We start from the raw sequence: 18104 nt of genomic DNA, 5'->3' as shown, positions 1-18104 counted from the left end.
TGAACCGCTTAAGGGCAAGGGCGGGGTTAGAGGGCGCCGTTCAACAGGCGCGCCCGCGACAACCTGTAGGGCGGAGCCGGGTGGGGCAGCTGTCCGACGGCCTTGCCCGAGAACAGGTGGGCGCTGGTCTGGCTCGCCGCCCGGAAGCTCTCCCAGGTTTCAACCCGGTTGAAATAGACAAGACTGCCGCCACGCTTCGCGCTGGCCATGAACCGCTCGATATCCAGCCGGTCGGATTCTGTCAGGCGCTGGGGAAAATCGGCGCCGATCGCGTCCACGCCGGAATGCTCGAAGCGGCTCCAATAGGGCCAGTCCGTGCGGACATGAACGAACAGCTTGGGCGATTGCGCATGCAGGATGCGCAAGGTCTCGTCCAGCACGTTGGGGGGCGTATCGGAGGGCGCGTCCTTGATCTGCACCCAGATCAGCTGGCGCAAATGGGCGGGCAGGGCGGCCAGCGCGGTGACATAGGTGGATCGCGTGCGCGGATTGCTCAGCGAGGTATAGCCCGCGGGCACGATCAGGGCGCACCGGCTGCCGGAGCGGACGAGCTCTTCAAGCGCCTCGGTTGCGCTTTCCAGGACGGCCTGATCGACAGCGCACCGGGCGTCAGGCTTGAGATCGGTCAGCATGAGGTCTGTGTTGCGCGCCTGAAAGGGCTGATCAACGCCGGCATTGACGGCGCGCACGATATAGCTCGCCACCGCTTCCCGCTTCTGGTCCCAGAGCGGTTGATAGAACAGGGAGAACGCCTTGTTCTGATCCGGCTCGGTCTGAACGGTCCTGGCCTGGCGCGGCTCGTCCACATCGGCGGAGGCGAGCGTGGCGGCGAATTCCTCGACGCTCAATTGCTCGCTCTTGGCCTCCACGCCGAGCTGGTTGATGAAAGCCTCGCCCAGGAAGAACTCCTCGAGCTCGCTGCGGACCTTGTTGGTCAGCGCCTGGGCCTGGCGCCCGGAGAGCGCCTTGAAGATCACCAGATAGCCGCTCTCGCACTGGATGATCAGATCATCCTCGGCCACACGGCGTTCGATGATGGAGCGGGACGCGATGAAGGCGCGCTCTCGCAGTTCAGGCCAGCGCGGGCCCGCAGCTTCGCGGACCCGGTCCATGTTCAAGAACTGGTACCGGCTTACGTCAATCTGCTCAGCGCTCGCCAAATGGCGCTTGAGCTGAATCATTACGTCATCGTTCACGCGCGTGCGCCTCCTCACTCCGGCCTGATCTTAACCCTGAAGGCGTTGTCAGAGCGTAACTCTGATTTCGCGGTCTCAGCGGATGCGTCGAGCGAGCATTCACCGGCGTCTGACAGGGCGGGTTGCTGCGGTGTGTTGCTGCGCCGCACCTGTTATAAATTATTCAAAGAAAATGGGCTTTTCGCCGCATTCTGATTTGAATGTCGCGCATGCAGCATCTTTATATTGCGTCGCAAATCGGTCATGGTCCGCGCAACCGGTCCCCGGACCGAACCAACAACACAAGCAGTCAGATCAAAGGCTGCGCCATTTCAGGGAGAGTTTTCATGGCAGCATCCTTCAAGCGGATCGCCTTGCTGGCCGCAGTGTCGAGTGTGACGCTCGGCGCGGCGTCTCAAGCGCAGGTCTTCGATCAGGTCGGCGGCGGCGAACGCCGCACCGTGGACGTCATCACGGTGACCGCGCAGCAGCGCGAGGAAAGCGCCCAGGACGTGCCGATCTCCATCGGCGCCTATGACACCGAAGCTCTGGCCAATGCCGGCGTGCGCGACATCAAAGACCTGCAAGCCATCGCTCCGGGCCTGATCGTCACCTCGACCCAGTCCGAGACCATTACCACCGCGCGTATTCGCGGCATCGGCACCGTGGGCGACAACTTTGGTCTCGAAAGCTCTGTCGGCGTCTATATCGATGGCGTGTTCCGCGCCCGTAACGGCGTCGGCTTCAACGATCTGGGCGAGCTGGAGCGTATCGAGGTGCTGCGCGGCCCGCAGGGCACGCTGTTCGGCAAGAACACCTCCGCCGGCGTTCTGAACATTGTCACCGCCGGCCCCGAATTCGAGCCGGGCGGCTCCATTGAAGCCACGTTCGGCGATTACGGCTATTCGCGCATCAGCGCCCATGTGACCGGCCCGATCATGGAAGACGTTCTGGCCGGCCGCCTGTTCGCGGTGCAGGGGCAACGCGACGGCTATATGGACCTTTATGTCGAGGACGATAATGGCCAGCTGCGCCAGACGGACTCTGACGACCAGGATTTCTGGTCCGTTCGCGGCCAGCTGGAATGGACCCCGAGCGCTTCCGTGACCGGCCGGCTGATCGCCGACTACACCGAGCGTGATGAAGTCTGCTGCTCCGCCGCATCCTGGGATTACACCGCCGCCGGCATCGCACTGGTCAATTCCGTGGGCGGTCAGACCCTGTTCCCGGCCGACCCGTCCGAGCGCGTGGCGTTCGCCAATCGTGAATACGATCAGATCGTCGAGGACTGGGGCGTGTCCGCCGAGTTCGACATCGAGATGCCGATCGGAACGCTGACCACGGTCACCTCCTATCGCAACTGGGAGAACGCCCGCAGCCAGGACATCGACTACACCAGCGCCGACCTCGCCTTCCGCGACAAGGACAACAACTTCACCGACATCGAGCGCCTGTCCCAGGAAGTCCGTCTGAACGGTCAGTGGGGCGATCTGGACTGGCTCGTGGGCGCGTTCTACTCCCATGAAGATCTGGTGCTGGGCGACGGCATCCGCGTGGGCGAGGACTGGGAGGCCTTCCTGGGTCGCTCGCTGACGGCGGGCTCCGTGCCGCCGCTGGGCACGCCGGCCGGCGTCAGCGTCGTCCTGTCCCAGCTGACGGGCGGTCTGATCAACATTCCGCCGGGCATGGCCTTCATCGACGGCCAGGGCGTGAACCAGGATCTGTATGACCAGACGGCGGACAGCTGGGCGGTCTTCACCCACAATTCCTACCGCATCACGGACAATCTCTCCGTGACGGCGGGTCTGCGCTACACCCGCGAGACCAAGGACGTCTACGCCACCTTCGACACCAACCAGCCGCTGGCCTGCGCCGCGCTGGAACAGGCGTTCGGCTTTGATCCGATCAACGGCTTCATTGCCGCCGCAACCGCCCAGAACCTGCCCGCGTCCACCATTTCCGGCGGCGCCACCGCGATCGGCAATATCTGTCTGCCGTATCACCGCTCGGGTCTGGATGCGAACGGCTATGACAATGAGCGCACCGATGAGGAAGTGTCCGGCACGATCCGTCTGACCTACGACATCAGCGATGACGCGATGATCTATGGCGGCTTCTCGCGCGGCTTCAAGGCGGGCGGCTTCAACCTGGACCGTCAGCTGAATGGCCCGATCGGCCCGGACGGCTACACCAATTCGGACAATTCCTTTGCGCCCGAGACCGTTGATTCCTATGAGCTCGGCTTCAAGTCGCAGCTGTTCGGCAATGTGGTTCAGCTGAACGGTTCGGTCTTCTATCAGCAGGTCGGCGACTTCCAGCTCAACACCTTCAACGGCATCGCCTTCGTGGTGGAAAGCATCGACGAGGCCGAAAGCTATGGCGCCGAGCTGGACTTCTACTACGCCACGCCGATCGATGGCCTCGACCTGTCGGCGGGCTATGCCTACATCAATACCGAGTACACGGAAGTGAACACGGGCGACCCGCTCGTGGACGCGCTGCAGGGCCAGGACTTCTCGCTGGTGCCGGATCAGACCTTCACCACCCAGGTGATCTATTCGCGTCCGGTCTTTGACACCCTGCTTGCGACGGCCAGCCTCGATGCGCGCTGGGTGTCGGAGTACAACACCGGCTCTGACCTGGACCCGGAAAAGGTTCAGGACGCCTTCACCACCGTCAACGCCCGCATTGGCCTGGGTCGTGAAGACGGCGCCTGGTCGGTCGAGCTGTGGGGCCGCAACCTCACCGACGAGACCTATGCCCAGGTGGCCATCGACGCCTTTGCGCAAGGCCGCCGCGCCGGCTCCGGCACCTCGCTTGATGCCCGCGGCAGCGCCAGCTACGCCGCCTTCCTGGGGGCACCGCGCACCTGGGGCGTGACGCTGCGCACCGAGTGGTAAGCTGATCTCCACAGCTTAGCTGCACTTGCGAAAGGCCGCTTCCGTCAGGAAGCGGCCTTTTCTTTTATGCGCTTAATCGATTCGGGAGGGGCGCTGTTCGCGCAGTCATGCTGCGACTGCAGCGCGTGAATTCTTGAAATATGCGTATTCTACTGTGCAAATGCAGCATAGATTGACGCGCACGTAATCGTGACAGCTTCGCAACAGTTGTATACCAAAATTCGCAAAATGAGCGGATTTGGGCATTCCGGGAATGCTTAAGCGCTATTGGGTGCTTTACGCGCCCGCAAAATAAGTCACCTTTGTATGGACATTAGTCAGTGATGCATGGGGCCGGCGGCTTCATGACCGTCAACCGGGACAACCGGGCACGCTGAGTAGGGAGGAGACTAATTCATGATGTCGACATTCACGCGCACCGCCTTGTATGCGGCTGCATCCACGCTGGTTCTCGGCGCTGCGGCACAGGCTCAGGTGTTCGAGCAAGTCGGCGGCGGAGAGCGCCGCACCATTGATACCATCACGGTGACCGCGCAGCAGCGTGAGGAAAGCGCACAGGACGTTCCGATCTCGATCGGCGCCTATGACACCGACGCCCTTCAGAATGCCGGCGTCAAGGATATCAAGGATCTGATTTCCATCGCGCCGGGCCTGATGGTGACCTCCACCCAGTCCGAGACCATCACGACCGCGCGTATTCGCGGCATCGGCACCGTGGGCGACAACTTCGGCCTGGAAAGCTCTGTCGGCGTGTATATCGACGGCGTGTTCCGGTCCCGCAACGGCGTGGGCTTCGGCGATCTCGGCGAGATCGAACGCATCGAGGTGCTGCGCGGCCCGCAGGGCACGCTGTTCGGCAAGAACACCTCCGCCGGCGTTCTCAATGTCGTCACCGCCGCTCCCGAATACGAGTATGGCGGCTCTCTGGAAGCCACCTTCGGCGATTATGGCTACAATCGTTACAGCGGCTCGCTGACGGGGCCGATCGTTGAGGATGTGCTGGCCTTCCGTCTGTTCGCCGCCAAGGGCGAACGCGACGGCTTCACCCAGCTGGTTCTTGATGACGGCAATGGCCCGGCTGAAGTGCGTGATTCCGAAACGCAGGACTATTACACCTTCCGCGCCCAGGCGCTGTGGACGCCGAGCGACTCCGTCGAGGGGCGCCTGATCTATGATTATTCCAGCCGTGACGAGCTGTGCTGCTCGGCGGTCCAGTGGGATTACGCCGCGACGCCGGAATTCTTCGTGAATGCCGTGGGCGGCCAGGTGATCGCACCGGCGGACCCGGAAGCGCGCATCGCCTTCGCCAACCGCGAATACATGCAGGAAGTCGAAGATCAGGGCGTGTCTGCAGAGTTCGACATCGAGCTGCCGATCGGCACCCTGACCTCGGTCACCGCCCTGCGTCGCTGGGACAATGACCGCACCCAGGACATCGACTATTCCACCGCCGACATCGCCTATCGCGGCAGCGGCAACTATACCCGTCTTGACCGTTTCTCCCAGGAAGTCCGCCTGACAGGCATCTGGGGCGATCTGGACTGGCTGGTGGGCGGCTTCCTCTCTCATGAGGAACTCGAACTGGGCGACGCCATCCGCTATGGCGACGACTGGGAAGCCTATCTGGGCCGTCTTCTGACGGCGGGCTCCGTGCCGCCGCTGGGCACGCCGGCCGGCGTCTCCGCTGTTCTGTCGCAGATTGCGCCCCTGGCGCCGGTCGCGGCGCTGATCGGCGTTCCGGGCGCGCAGGGCTTCCTGCCGGTTCCGGCTCCGGGCACCGCTTTCCCCGAAGGGACGGGCGTGGCGCAGGACGTGTATGACCAGACGGCGCAGAGCTGGGCTCTGTTCACGCACAATACCTATCGCCTGACCGACAATCTCAGCCTGACCGCGGGTCTGCGCTATACGCACGAAACCAAGAATGTCTTCGCGACGTTCGACACCAACAGCCCGGCCGGTTGCGGCGCGCTTGAAACCGCGTTCGGCCCCGATCCGGTGTCCGGCCTGATTGCAGCGGCGACCGCTGCGGGTCTGCCGGCGGCGTCGATTTCCGGCCTGGCTACGGCAGCCGGCAATATGTGTCTGCCCTATGCCCGGACGGGTCTGGACCAGACCGGTTACCAGCGTGAGCGCACGGACGAGCAGGTCTCGGGCACCATCCGCCTGACCTATGACTTCAGCGACGACATGATGGGTTATGTCGGCTATTCGCGCGGCTTCAAGGCGGGCGGCTTCAACCTTGACCGTTCCTTCAACGGCCCGGTCGATGGCGCGCTGGGCTACACCGATGTGGACTCCGGCTTCGCACCGGAAATCATCGACGCCTATGAAGTGGGCTTCAAATCCCAGCTCTTCGGCAATGTGCTGCAGCTGAACGCCAACGCCTTCTATCAGGAGGTCGAGGACTTCCAGCTCAACACCTTCACCGGCATCTCCTTCGTGGTGAACTCGATCGAGAGCGTGACGAGCTATGGTCTTGAAGTGGACTTCGCCTACGCCACCCCGATCGATGGTCTCGATATCACCGGCGGCTATGCATATGTGAACGCCGAGTATGGTGATGAGGCCTCAACAGCGCCGAATCTGCGCGGCAAGCAGATCTCGCTCTCGCCGGAGAACTTCCTGACGGCCCAGATCATCTATGAGCGTCCGCTCTGGGGTGACATCTGGGGCCTGGCGAGCCTTGATGCCCGCTATGTCAGCGATTACAACACCGGCTCTGACCTGGATCCGGAAAAGCTGCAGGAAGCCTTCACCCTGCTCAACGCCCGGGTGGGCCTGAACCAGGCTGATGGCCAGTGGTCGATCGAGGCCTGGGGCCGCAACCTGACCGATGAAGCCTATGCGCAGGTCGCCTTTGACCAGTTCGCGCAGTCGGGCGGCTTCGGCGCCTTCATGGCGGCTCCGAGGACCTGGGGTATCACTTTGCGCACGGAGTGGTAGACTACAAAAAACTGATTGGCGCTACGACCAGTCAGGGAGGATGGCGAGGGCCGGAGCGAAAGCTCCGGCCCTTGTCTTTTCAACTGCTTGCTTCAGCCGACAATAAAAAGGGCGGCCCGAAGGCCGCCCCCTGATCAGAATCGATCTGCCCTATCGGGACTGGATTTTGCCGTAGGCGGGCAGGGTCAGGAATTCCTCGAAGCTCTCGCTGAGCGCCAGCTCGGTCAGGATGTCGGCGGCTTCGGAGAAGCGTCCGCCCGCCCAGGCATTGTCGCCGACTTCCGCCTTTATGGCGCCCGCCGCCTTGGCGATGACCGCTTTCACGCGATCCGCATCGATGAGCTGGCCATCATCGGTCTTCGCGCCATGGGTGCGCCATTGCCAGAGCTGGGCGCGGGAGATCTCGGCGGTGGCCGCGTCCTCCATCAGATTGTGGATCGGCGCGGCGCCGCGGCCTTGCAGCCAGCTCGCGATATAGCGGATCGCCACATCGGCGTTGCCGTACAGACCGTCCTCGGTGATCGTGCCCTCGCAGGCCGAGGTGAGCACCTCGCGGTCTTCCTTGACGGCGGGCTTCTTGTCGAGCTGGTTCGGGCCCGGCATGACCTTGTCAAACGCCTCGATCGCCACCGGGACCAGGGCCGGGTGCGCCACCCAGGCGCCGTCATGGCCGATGCTGGCTTCGCGGGTCTTGTCCGCTTTCACCTTTTCCACGGCCGCTTCGTTCGCCGCGTCATCGCCCTTGACCGGGATGAAGGCGGACATGCCGCCCATGGCGTGCGCTCCGCGACGATGGCAGACCGCAATCACGCGCTCAGCATAGGCCGCCATGAACGGGGCGGTCATGGTCACCTGGGCGCGGTCGGGCAGGACTTTGGAGCCGTCGGTCTTCTGCCGCTTGATGAAGCTGAAAATATAGTCCCAGCGGCCCGCGTTGAACGCCGTGATGTTCTCGCGCAGCTCGTAGAGCATTTCATCGAGCTCGAAGGTGGCGGGCAGGGTCTCGATCAGCACGGTGATGCGCACCGTGCCGCGTTTCAGGCCGAGCGCCTCTTCGCAATGACGGATCACCAGCGACCAGAGCCGCGCTTCAAACCGGGTCTCGAGCTTCGGGATGTAGAAATACGGACCGGAGCCGTTCTTCGCCGTGCTGGCGTGATTGTGGAAGAGGTAGAGCACGAAGTCGAAGAAACCGCCGGACACCGGCGCGCCATCGACCGTGACATGGGCTTCATCCAGATGCAGGCCGCGGGCGCGTGCGATCAGGGTCGCGGGCGTGTCGCTGAGTGTGTAGGACTTGCCCGATTTCTCATCGGTGAAGTTGATCGTGCGGGCATTGGCGTCACGCAGATTGATCTGTCCCTCGACCATGTTCTCCCAGGACGGGGTGGAGGCGTCCTCGAAATCGGCCATGAAGCATTTCGCGCCGGAATTGAGCGCATTGATGACCATCTTGCGATCCACCGGGCCGGTAATCTCCACGCGGCGGTCCTGAAGGTCTGCTGGGGCGGGCGGTACGGTCCATTCGCCATTGCGGATGGCCTGGGTCTCACTGGGGAAGTCCAGGATTTCCTCGCCCGCATCCAGGCGCGCCTGCCGGTCGAGACGCTCTTGCAGAAGGCGCTTGCGCTCGCCATCAAAGCGGCGGTGCACATCGGCCAGAAGGCTCAGGGCTTCGGAAGAGAGAATTTCCTCGAAACCGGGCTTCATCGGGCCATGGATGACTAGGCCTTTGGGGGCGTCGCTCATGGGGCGCTCCTTCTTTGTTCAGATTTGCAGGTGCAGCGGCTCGGCGGAGACGATGACGCCGTCCCGGTCCGCATAGATCCAGTCGCCGCGGCGCACGACAGCGCCTGCGAGGGTGACGGGAACGCCGCGGACGCCAAGGTCGCGCTTTTCGGTTTTCATCGGGATCAGCGCCAGGGCGAGCACGCCCAGCGCTTCGGCTTCCAGTTCGGCCACATCGCGCACGGCGCCGTTGACGATCACGCCGGCCCAGCCATTTGCGGCGGCCTTGCCGGCGAGGTCTCCTCCCAGGAGTGATCGTTTGAGCGATCCGCCACCGTCAACGACGAGCACGCGGCCCGAACCGGGTTCGGACACCGCTTCGCGCACCCGCGAATTGTCTTCATGGGTGCGGATGGTTTCCACCTGTCCGTAGAAGGCAGCCTCGCCGCCATACGATTTCAGCACGGGCTCGAGCACTTGAACCTGCTCGGGGAACGCGTCGCACAAATCGCAAACGGGGGTCATGAAGGCCTCCTGGTCGGTCAGTCGGGATCAGGCGGGAGAGTGGGGTCTGGAAACGCTTGAGAGCGCCGGGCGGACATCCAGCGGTCCGCCTCAGCGCCCTCAGTCAGGGCTCGCGTGTCCACCAACGCAAGCCCTGAGCTCCGTCGAGCGGATTACTCCGCTGCGTCGGTCTTGAACTGGTCGGTCTCGGTGGACGCGCCCATGGCGGTCGTGGAGGCCTGGCCGCCCGACAGGGTCATGTTCACGAGATCGAAATAGCCGGTGCCCACTTCGCGCTGGTGACGGGTGGCGGTGTAGCCATCCTTCTCCGAAGCGAACTCGGCCTGTTGCAGTTCGGAATAGGCGCCCATGCCGCGATCGCGGTAGCCCGAGGCCAGCTGGAACATGCCGTGGTTGAGCTGGTGGAAGCCCGCCAGCGTCACGAACTGGAACTTGTAGCCCATCGCGCCCAGCTCACGCTGGTAGGTCTCGATGGTGGCCTTGTCCAGATTGGCTTCCCAGTTGAAGGACGGCGAGCAGTTGTACGCCATCATCTTGCCCGGATAGGCTTTCTGGATCGCCTCGGCGAAGCGTTTGGCTTCTTCAAGGTTCGGCTTGGAGGTTTCCCACCACAGCAGGTCGGCGACCTTGGCGTAGGCGAGACCGCGCTTGATGCAGTGATCCACGCCCATGCCCGGCTTGAGACGGTAGAAGCCTTCCGCGGTGCGGCCCGCGTCATAATCGATGAATTCGTGGTCGCGCTCATCAACGTCAGAGTTGATCAGGGTCGCCGATTCCGCGTCGGTGCGGGCCACGGTCAGGGTCGGGACGCCCATGACGTCGGCGGCGAGGCGCGCAGCGTTCAGGTTGCGCTCGTGCTGGCTGGTCGGGATCAGAACCTTGCCGCCCAGGTGTCCGCATTTCTTCTCAGCTGCGACCTGGTCTTCGAAGTGAACGCCCGAAGCGCCGGCCTCGATGAAGGCGCGCATGATCTCATAGCAGTTCAGCGTACCGCCAAAGCCGGCTTCGGCGTCCGCCACGATCGGAGCGAACCAGTCGCGCTCGGCCTTGCCCTTTTCAGCGACTTCGATCTGGTCGGCGCGCTGCAGGGTGCGGTTGATCTTCTTGGCCAGTTCCGGAGCCGAGTTCGCCGGGTAGAGCGACTGGTCGGGATACATGGCGCCGGCGGTGTTGGCGTCGGCCGCGACCTGCCAACCGGACAGGTAGATGGCTTTCAGGCCCGCGCGGACCATCTGCATGGCCTGGTTGCCGGACAGCGCGCCCAGCGCGTTGATATAGGGCTCGGTGGTGATCAGCTCCCACAGCTTGGCTGCGCCGCGCTCGGCGAGGGTGTGCTGGATCTGCACGGAACCGCGCAGCTTCAGGACGTCTTCGGGCGTGTAGTTGCGCTCGATGCCGTCAAAGCGGCCTTTGGCGGCGGCGGGAACCAGATCATAGAACGTGGTCATCGGGGTTGCCCCTTTAATTGCAAACTTTGTTGTCAATGACCTTACAACGCAGCTGCAGCGAGGCTAGCACCCCATTGCATAAAAAGAGGATACGAGGTATACGATACATACTTGTAAGTCTGTATGGATGTAAACTGATTTACAAATGAGCGCCAATCAGGAAAAGCTCTTCGCGGGAGCGCGCCTGCGTCGCCTGCGCAAGGAGCTCGGGCAGACCCAGGCCCAGTTCGCCGAGAGCCTCAATGTCTCACCAAGCTATCTGAATCTTCTTGAGCGCAATCAGCGCCCGGTGACGGCGCGGGTGCTGCTGTCGCTGGCGGAAGCCTTTGACGTGGATGTGCGCGCCTTTGCGGCGGAAAGCGACCGTCAATTGCTTGCCGACCTCAAGGAGGCCGCCGCCGACCCGGTGCTCAAGAGCACGGATCTCGATGCCCGCGACGTGCAGGAACTGGCCGACGCCCATCCCCGCGCCGCCGAGGCGCTGGCCAAGCTTCACCAGGCCTATCGCGAGAGCAATGCCGCCGCCGCCGACCTCGCCCTGCGGGCAACGGGGGAAGAGGGCGGGGCGATCCTCAGTCCGCTCGAAGAGGTGCGTGACGCCCTGGATGCGGCCTCCAACTATTTCCCGTCGATCGAAGACGCCTGCGACCGGTTCCGCGCCGGGCTTGAGGATCATGGCGATCTGGGCGCGGCGCTGACAGCGCGCCTGAAATCCTCACACGGGGCGGCGGTCCGGATCTATGATGACGCCGTGATGGGCGGGGCCTTGCGGCGCTTTGACTTTCACGCGCGCAAGCTCTTGCTGTCCGATCTGCTCGAGCCCTCGGGCCGGGTCTTTCATCTGGCGGTGACCCTGGTCAATCTCGAACTCGGCGATGTGCTCGATCAGGAAGCCCACCGTGCGGCGGGATTGAGTGAGGACGCCCGGGCAATGCTGCGCTCCACGCTCGCCAGTTACGCCGCCGCGGCGCTGATGATGCCCTATCAGCCCTTCTTCGAGGCGGCGGAGCGGTCGAAATACGATATCGACGCCCTGCGCCGGAAGTTCGAGGTGAGCTTTGAGCAGGTCTGCCACAGGCTGACCACGCTGCATCGCCCCGGCGCCCGCGGCGTGCCCTTCTTCATGATCCGCACGGACCAGGCGGGCAATGTGACCAAGCGCTTCGGGGGCGGGGTGCTGGCGTTCGCCCGTTCGGGCGGCGGTTGCGCCCGCTGGCGGCTCTATGACGTGTTCCGCGCGCCCGAGACCCTGCATGTGCAGGGGCTGGAGCTGACTGATGGCAGCCGCTTCATTTCCATTTCCCGCGCCGTCACGCGGCCCCTGGCGGATGGTTCGGCGGCGCTCAACGCCGTGGCCGTCGGATGCGAGGTGAGCGCGCAGGAGCGCATTGTCTATGATCCGGGCGAGCGCTTCACGCCGATCGGCTTGTCATGCCGCCTGTGCGACCGCAATGACTGCCCCGTGCGGGCTTTCCCGCCCATGCAGCGCAGCCTGCGGGTCGATCCGCACTTGCGGGGCGCGGCCCCCTTCAGCTTTGGGGATGAGTGAAATGACGGGGGCGTCAGATGCGCAGGATCAGTGAAGACGAAGCCTGGACTACGGCGGGGGATGAAGAGCCGCCGCTGCTTGCCAAGGCCGAATGGGACGCGACACAGTCTGCGGTGGCGCTCAAGCGATGGCCCGACTTCTATGTTCTGGGGCTGAGCTGTGATCTGGATGACCGGTTCGAGCTGTACGCCTTTGACGATGAGGATGCGGCGCGCCAGGCCTATGATGAACGCCGCGCGCTGATGCAGAGGACAGGGCGTCCGTTCAGCGATTGAGGGCGGGGCGCCATCGTGGCGCATAAAAGCGCCATGATCCTCTCCCTGTATGGAACTGATTGTGCAACTGCGCAGTTTCCAGTTCGACCGCTTCGCGCGATTGCGTATGATGAGGCGGATGAATTCGCCGATTCACGGGATCAGATCATGCTGTCTCCACGCCGAAAAACCGCTCTCATAGCGGGCGCCGTCTTCCTGGTGCTGGGGGGCGTCGCGATTCACGCCAGCCCCATGTCCGCCAGCGTTCTGGAGGATCGGCTGCAGGGCGCGGCGGATGATGCGCTTTACGCTCTCCGGGCGGATGAGTGGGCTCGTGTGGAGATGAATGGTCAGACCGCGACGCTGAGCGGGCTCGCCCCGTCGCGGCAAGCGCGACAAAGCGCGCTTCAGGCCGTGTCCACCGCCAGCTGGGCGGGCGGCGTCGTGGCCGGCGGGGTGACCCGGGTGACCGATCAGACCCGCTTGCCGGGCGAGGCGGAAAGCTTCGCCTTGCGTCTGGACCTGACGGGCGGACGGATGCGCCTGAGTGGGCTTGTTCCGGATGCGGAAACCGGTGAGCGCCTGGCCGGGCTGGCGGGGGATGTCAGCTCGGGGCGCGTGGATACGGATTTCCGACTGGCGCCTGGCGCCGCCCCCGCAGGCTGGGAGGTCATGGTGACCGAAACCATCCGTGCGCTGGGCGAGCTGGATGCGGGCGCAGGCCTTGTGACCCGCGACCGGGCGGCTCTGACCGGACTGGCGCCCAGCTCGGCGGCGGCGCGGGATGTGCGCCGCATGTTTGAAACCGCGCCGGACGGCTTCGCGGCGGCGGCGCTGGTGCGGGCGGATGGCGAAAGCTATGAGGCGAGCCTCTCCGATCCGCGCCTGTGCGAACTTCTGATCAAGGGCGCGCTGGGACGCCGTCCGATCGCCTTTGCTCCGGGGCGCAGCATTCTGACCGGGGAGAGTCGGGCGGCGTTGCGCCGTGCGGGCGAAGTCTACGCCGCCTGTGTCGAGGCGGGCGATCTGATCATCGCGGTGCGGGCGGACGAGCCCGGCGATGAAGGCGCCAGCCTGGCCCTGATGCGCGGCGAGGCCGCCGCCAGCGCCATGGCGGAAGCCGGCGTTGAACGCGCGCGTTTTCTGGCCCAGGCGGCGCCGCTGGGCGCGCCCGAGGCGATCCAATTCACCCTGACGCCGGTCTCTGTCCCGGACCTTGCGACGACCGATACTGAAGAGGAACAAGGCTGATGATGTGGCTGATCTGGAATATGTGGATCCTGTTGCTGCTGGCCTTCATTGGCGGCGTCGTGACGGGCTGGATTCTGCACGGCAAGTCCGACGAGGCGCCCAAATCCGGGCCCAAGGGGCTGTTGGAGCCGGCCAAGGGGCCGCACTCGCACGCCACCACGACCCTGGATGTCGATGCCGAGGCTGAGCCCAAGGCGGAATCGGCTGCGCCGAAAAAGCGTGCGGCGGATCTGTTGCAGGAAGCGGCGCCGGAACTTGTGACTCCGGCAGAGGCGCCTGCAAAGGCCGAGAAGGTCGAGAAGAAAGCCGCGCCAAAGCCCAAGGCGAGTGCGGCTCCCAAGGAGCCTTTGGCCGAGCCTGAAACTGAGACGGCGCCGGTCAGTGATGATCTGACCAAGATCAAGGGGCTGGGCCCGAAGGCTGCGGCCAGCCTGGCCGAGCTGGGCGTGACGTCTCTGGCGCAGATCGCCAACTGGAGTGATGAAGACGTGGCGCGCATGGACGCGGCCATCAATGGCCGCGGCCGCATCGAGCGCGATGAGTGGGTGAAGCAGGCGAAAGCCCTGTCGAACTAGTCGGTCTTGGCCGGGCGATTGGCCCGCCAGAGCCGCTCTGCGGCTTCACTGGCGGGCAGCCGCCCGTCTGACACGGCGCGTTCGAGCTCTGGCGCCAGTTTCCGGATCTCGGGATCGGCGTGGAAGCTCTGCAGGACGCGCTCTTCCACCATGGACCACAACCAGCGCACCTGCTGGCCGGAGCGCTTCTGCTCGAGCGCGCCCGCGCTCTCCAGCGCCTTGCGGTGTTTCATCACCGTATCCCACAACGCTTCGATGCCTTCACCGGTGAGGCCGGAACCGCGCAGGACAGCCGGGTTCCAGTGCGGACTGACGGGCGCGAACAGATGCAGCGCGGCTTCCAGATCGCGCTGGGCGCGGCGGGCGCGGGTCTCGTTCTCGCCATCGGCCTTGTTCACGAACAGAATCTCGGCCAGCTCCAGAAGGCCCTTCTTGATGCCCTGCAGCTCGTCCCCGGCGCCGGGCAGCATCAGCGCGACGAAGACATCCACCATGTCCGCGACCACGGTTTCGGACTGGCCCACGCCCACGGTCTCCACGATCACCACGTCATAGCCCGCCGCTTCACACAGCAGCATGGATTCGCGGGTCTTGCGCGCGACCCCGCCCAGCGAACCGGCGCTGGGGGAGGGGCGGATGAAGGCGTTGCGGTCCACCGCCAGGGCGCCCATGCGGGTCTTGTCCCCGAGGATCGACCCCTTGGTGCGCGAGGATGATGGGTCTACCGCCAGCACGGCGACCTTGCGGCCTGCATCGGTCAGATGCCCGCCCAAGCGCTCGATCAGGGTGGACTTGCCCACGCCCGGCACGCCCGTCAGCCCGATGCGCCAGGCCTTTCCGGTCCGGTCCATCACCGCGGTCAACAGCTCGCGCGCCCGAGCCTGATGGTCGGCGCGGGTGGACTCCACCAGGGTGATTCCGCGGGCGAGCGCGGCGCGGTCCCCGTCGATCAGCTTGTCTGCGAGCGCATCAGTCATGGCAGTGTTCAAACGCGAGCCGGCGCGCGGGGCAAGCGGATTTGTTCTCGATCATCAGATCAGGGGTAGGAGCTGAGGATGGCGACGGGATCATAGGCGCCGCCCGGACGGGATCCCCGTCCGGCTTCAATATCGAGAATGGCGGTGATTTGCCCCTGCGGACCTTCCCGGAACACCCAGTTGCGAACGATCCCCATCGGACCGGTGCGCTCGACCTCCTCCATATAGGCGGGGGTGATTTCACCCGTCCGGCTGACGGGGCGATAGCCGTTGGCATGCCGGGTGTTGTCATCATAGGTGACGCGGAACCAGTCATAGCCTGCAGTCGCGGCCACTTCGGCGGCATGGCGCAAGGCGTATTGCTCCACCAGTAGTTCGCTGGCGCCGGCATGACCGGTATACCAGACGCGCCATTGCTGCGGACCGACCTGCAGCGCGTCATACCCCATGCCGCTCATGCTGGCGCTGGAGGGGCCGTAAGCGCTCAGGGGCGGGCTGACAAAGGAGGTCGTTGTCGAGATCCCGCAGCCCGCGAGCAGGGTGAGCGCCATTGATCCGGTGAGTAGGTGCGCGCGCATGCCCGCCTCGTTGCTGAATACCACAGCCCTGAGACTCGCCCCGTTCGCGCCGCGCTGCAAGCCGGACTAGAGCGTGCCGGCGGCGTAAGCCCCTGCAGGGTTGGCCATGCGGGCGGCGTCATAGGCGCCATCCGGGCGCGGCTCTCCGCGTCCCGCGATGACTTCGAGGCTGATCTCTGTCCGGGTCTTGCCGGCGCCCGGATTGATCGCAATGCCGACCCCGACGCTGGAGCCGCGGAAACCGCTCGAGCCGAAGGTCTGGCCCAGCGAGCCGCCAACCCGCACCGGGCGTTCGTTCGCATCGCCTTCGGTGTCGACCTGGCGGTGGACTACCGTGAACCAGTCAAAGCCGTGGGTCAGGGCGATCTCGCCCGCCCGACGCAGGGCGAGCCGCTCCACATCGTCCTCATCCTGACCGTTGGCGCCGGTATAGCGCACGCGCCAGCGGTCATTCTCGATCCGGTAGTCGGAATAGCCCGTCCCGTTCGAATAGCTGCTCGCCGGACCGTAGACGGGTCCCGGACCGGAGGCGCAGGCTGCGAGGCTCAGGGCGGTCAGGCTGAGAAGAAGGGCGCGTCGCATGTGGGAGGCCTCCAATAGCTGCTTCAGCACAAGGTAACCTGAAACGCGTGGCGAAACAGGGGCGGTCTCATCGCGCCAACAAAAAAGCGGCGCCCGAAGGCGCCGCTCTTCCGTCAGGCCTGAGGCCGGACTCTAGTATTCGGTGACGTACAGGGTCGCCGGGGCGGTGCTGCCCGCATAGACGCCGACCCAGATGTCGTATTGACCGGCCTGGTTGAAGACGAGGGCCGGGTTCAGACCGTTCACGTCGTCAGAGCAGTACCACTGGCCGTCCGGACCGTTCACCACCAGGGTGGTGTCGGAGTTGGAGGTGGCGCCAATGGTCATCCGGCCGCCGCCCCACATCAGACGCGCGTCCGGTGCGTTGGCGATGGCGCCGGCGCAGCCGACGCTGGAGGCGTCAAGCGAGCCGCCTGCGGTGATCTGCAGCTCGGACGGGTCCGGCAGGAAGCCGGCGTTCAGCGAATAGGTGCCGTAGGTCGGGTTCAGGGAATAGTCCTGAGCGAAAGAAGCGGTGCTGGCGATCGCAGCGATCGCGGAAGCGGTGAGAAGAGTGCGGATCATGATGTCCCCCAAAGGATGTTGCAGACGGTTCAGTAGAACGGTTCTGTTTGCGTGAACATCCCTGGAATTGGGGATGCGCCCAGCCCGGGCACCATGGGGCATCAAACATGAACGCAAGGTGAGCATTTCCGGCAATCAACGAAAATTTCACGTTAATCATAGGGGGTTGGGCGAAGTGTGTTCTTCTCAACCTGTCATCCCCCGCTTTAATCGGGGGATCCATGCCGGTCGCTTTCAGAGGGAGAGACAGTTCCAGAGATCCGCCCATTCAGGATTTTAAGCCTCAATCAGATTGACCTTCCACTGACGTGGATAATTCTTGATGCGTTTCTCGCGCTGAATGGCGTGTTCAATACTGTCATGAGGCTCGAACCAGACGAGCCGTTTGACGCCATGGCGCTCTGTGAAGCCCTCAACCAGTCCTTCGCGGTGCTCATACGCCCGGCGCAGCAGATCGTTGGTGACGCCGCAATAGAGCGTACCGTTTCTCTGACTGGCCATGAGATAGACGAAGTACATGTCGCCAGCATGGCCGCCGATGGGTTTTTCGGCAATGTCACGGCATGGGTCCCCCGCATAAAGCGGGGGATGACAAGTGTTTGGGTTCAAGATTGTCATTCGACGGTTTGTCCGGCGAACCCATGCCGGTCGGGTGATGCTGTTCCAGGGCTTCAGAAAGCGATCAGCCCAGAACCACCGCCGTGCCGGACGCTGACACCATCAGCATGGAGCCTTGCTCGCCGATCACTTCATAGTCGAGATCGACGCCCACAACGGCGTTCGCGCCGAGCTTGCGCGCTTCGTCTTCCAGTTCGGACAGGGCGATCTGGCGCGCCTCGCGCAGGGATTTCTCGTAGGAGCCCGACCGGCCGCCGACAATGTCGCGAATGCCCGCAAACAGATCGCGGAACAGGTGCGCGCCCAGTATGGCTTCGCCGGTGACGACGCCCTTGTAGTCGTGGATATGACGGCCTTCGACGGACGGGGTGGTAGTGACGATCATGGGGAGGCTCCTTCGCTTAAAGTCTTTGAGACCAAGCGTGGAGCCTCACACC

The 18104-nt window shown here is 64.2% G+C and carries 16 protein-coding genes; 6 read left to right on the top strand and 10 right to left on the bottom strand.

The features are described 5' to 3' along the window. Positions 1–26: 26 nt before the first annotated feature. Complete coding sequence (locus OA2633_RS00715; protein ID WP_156776016.1) at positions 27–1196, bottom strand: hypothetical protein; 1170 nt, start codon at positions 1194–1196, stop codon at positions 27–29. 326 nt (positions 1197–1522) lie between these two features. Between OA2633_RS00715 and OA2633_RS00710 the strand changes: the two genes are divergently transcribed. Then, a complete protein-coding gene (locus OA2633_RS00710; protein WP_009800542.1) occupies positions 1523–4075 on the top strand; it encodes a TonB-dependent receptor in 2553 nt (850 codons plus the stop codon). 396 nt (positions 4076–4471) lie between these two features. Beyond that, entirely contained in the window at positions 4472–7018 is a 2547-nt protein-coding gene (locus tag OA2633_RS00705; protein WP_009800541.1) for a TonB-dependent receptor, read from the top strand. 150 nt (positions 7019–7168) lie between these two features. Here the strand turns inward: OA2633_RS00705 and aceB are convergent, their stop codons facing one another. The 3 genes from aceB to aceA all read right to left on the bottom strand — a co-directional run bounded on the left by aceB (position 7169) and on the right by aceA (position 10719). Beyond that, positions 7169–8767: a malate synthase A gene (aceB, locus tag OA2633_RS00700; RefSeq protein ID WP_009800540.1), complete on the bottom strand. Its 1599-nt coding sequence runs from the start codon at positions 8765–8767 to the stop codon at positions 7169–7171. An 18-nt stretch (positions 8768–8785) separates the two neighbouring features. After that, positions 8786–9271 (bottom strand): ribonuclease E activity regulator RraA, encoded by a 486-nt coding sequence (rraA, locus tag OA2633_RS00695; protein ID WP_009800539.1) that lies wholly within the window; start codon positions 9269–9271, stop codon positions 8786–8788. Between the two features lie 152 nt (positions 9272–9423). Further along, positions 9424–10719, bottom strand: a complete 1296-nt coding sequence (gene aceA, locus OA2633_RS00690) for an isocitrate lyase (RefSeq protein WP_009800538.1) — start codon at positions 10717–10719, stop codon at positions 9424–9426. A 145-nt stretch (positions 10720–10864) separates the two neighbouring features. Between aceA and OA2633_RS00685 the strand changes: the two genes are divergently transcribed. The 4 genes from OA2633_RS00685 (at position 10865) to OA2633_RS15055 (ending at position 14348) form a co-directional block, all read left to right on the top strand. After that, positions 10865–12268, top strand: a complete 1404-nt coding sequence (locus OA2633_RS00685) for a short-chain fatty acyl-CoA regulator family protein (RefSeq protein WP_009800537.1) — start codon at positions 10865–10867, stop codon at positions 12266–12268. Positions 12269–12285: 17 nt separating this feature from the next. Beyond that, a complete protein-coding gene (locus OA2633_RS00680) occupies positions 12286–12543 on the top strand; it encodes a hypothetical protein (RefSeq protein ID WP_009800536.1) in 258 nt (85 codons plus the stop codon). 147 nt (positions 12544–12690) lie between these two features. Then, positions 12691–13773: a hypothetical protein gene (locus tag OA2633_RS00675; protein WP_156776014.1), complete on the top strand. Its 1083-nt coding sequence runs from the start codon at positions 12691–12693 to the stop codon at positions 13771–13773. Continuing rightward, positions 13773–14348, top strand: coding sequence for a helix-hairpin-helix domain-containing protein (locus tag OA2633_RS15055; protein ID WP_009800534.1), 576 nt, complete (start codon positions 13773–13775; stop codon positions 14346–14348). The genes OA2633_RS00675 and OA2633_RS15055 overlap by 1 nt, the downstream gene beginning before the upstream one ends. Here the strand turns inward: OA2633_RS15055 and meaB are convergent. From meaB to OA2633_RS00640, 6 genes are all read right to left on the bottom strand, one after another. Next, a complete protein-coding gene (gene meaB / locus OA2633_RS00665) occupies positions 14345–15325 on the bottom strand; it encodes a methylmalonyl Co-A mutase-associated GTPase MeaB (RefSeq protein WP_009800533.1) in 981 nt (326 codons plus the stop codon). The genes OA2633_RS15055 and meaB overlap by 4 nt on opposite strands. Before the next feature lie 59 nt (positions 15326–15384). After that, complete coding sequence (locus tag OA2633_RS00660) at positions 15385–15903, bottom strand: hypothetical protein (protein WP_156776012.1); 519 nt, start codon at positions 15901–15903, stop codon at positions 15385–15387. A 66-nt stretch (positions 15904–15969) separates the two neighbouring features. After that, positions 15970–16485 (bottom strand): hypothetical protein, encoded by a 516-nt coding sequence (locus OA2633_RS15050; protein ID WP_009800531.1) that lies wholly within the window; start codon positions 16483–16485, stop codon positions 15970–15972. Between the two features lie 132 nt (positions 16486–16617). Continuing rightward, positions 16618–17049 (bottom strand): hypothetical protein, encoded by a 432-nt coding sequence (locus OA2633_RS00650; protein ID WP_009800530.1) that lies wholly within the window; start codon positions 17047–17049, stop codon positions 16618–16620. Between the two features lie 276 nt (positions 17050–17325). Then, a complete protein-coding gene (locus OA2633_RS00645) occupies positions 17326–17568 on the bottom strand; it encodes a GIY-YIG nuclease family protein (RefSeq protein ID WP_009800529.1) in 243 nt (80 codons plus the stop codon). Between the two features lie 163 nt (positions 17569–17731). Continuing rightward, entirely contained in the window at positions 17732–18052 is a 321-nt protein-coding gene (locus OA2633_RS00640; RefSeq protein ID WP_009800528.1) for a heavy metal-binding domain-containing protein, read from the bottom strand. Positions 18053–18104: the final 52 nt, after the last annotated feature.

The sequence above is a fragment of the Oceanicaulis sp. HTCC2633 genome (assembly GCF_000152745.1).
Classification (GTDB): Bacteria; Pseudomonadota; Alphaproteobacteria; order Caulobacterales; family Maricaulaceae; genus Oceanicaulis.
The sequence above is the reverse complement of the archived record's forward strand: the minus strand, read 5'-3'. Positions and strand labels throughout refer to the sequence as shown.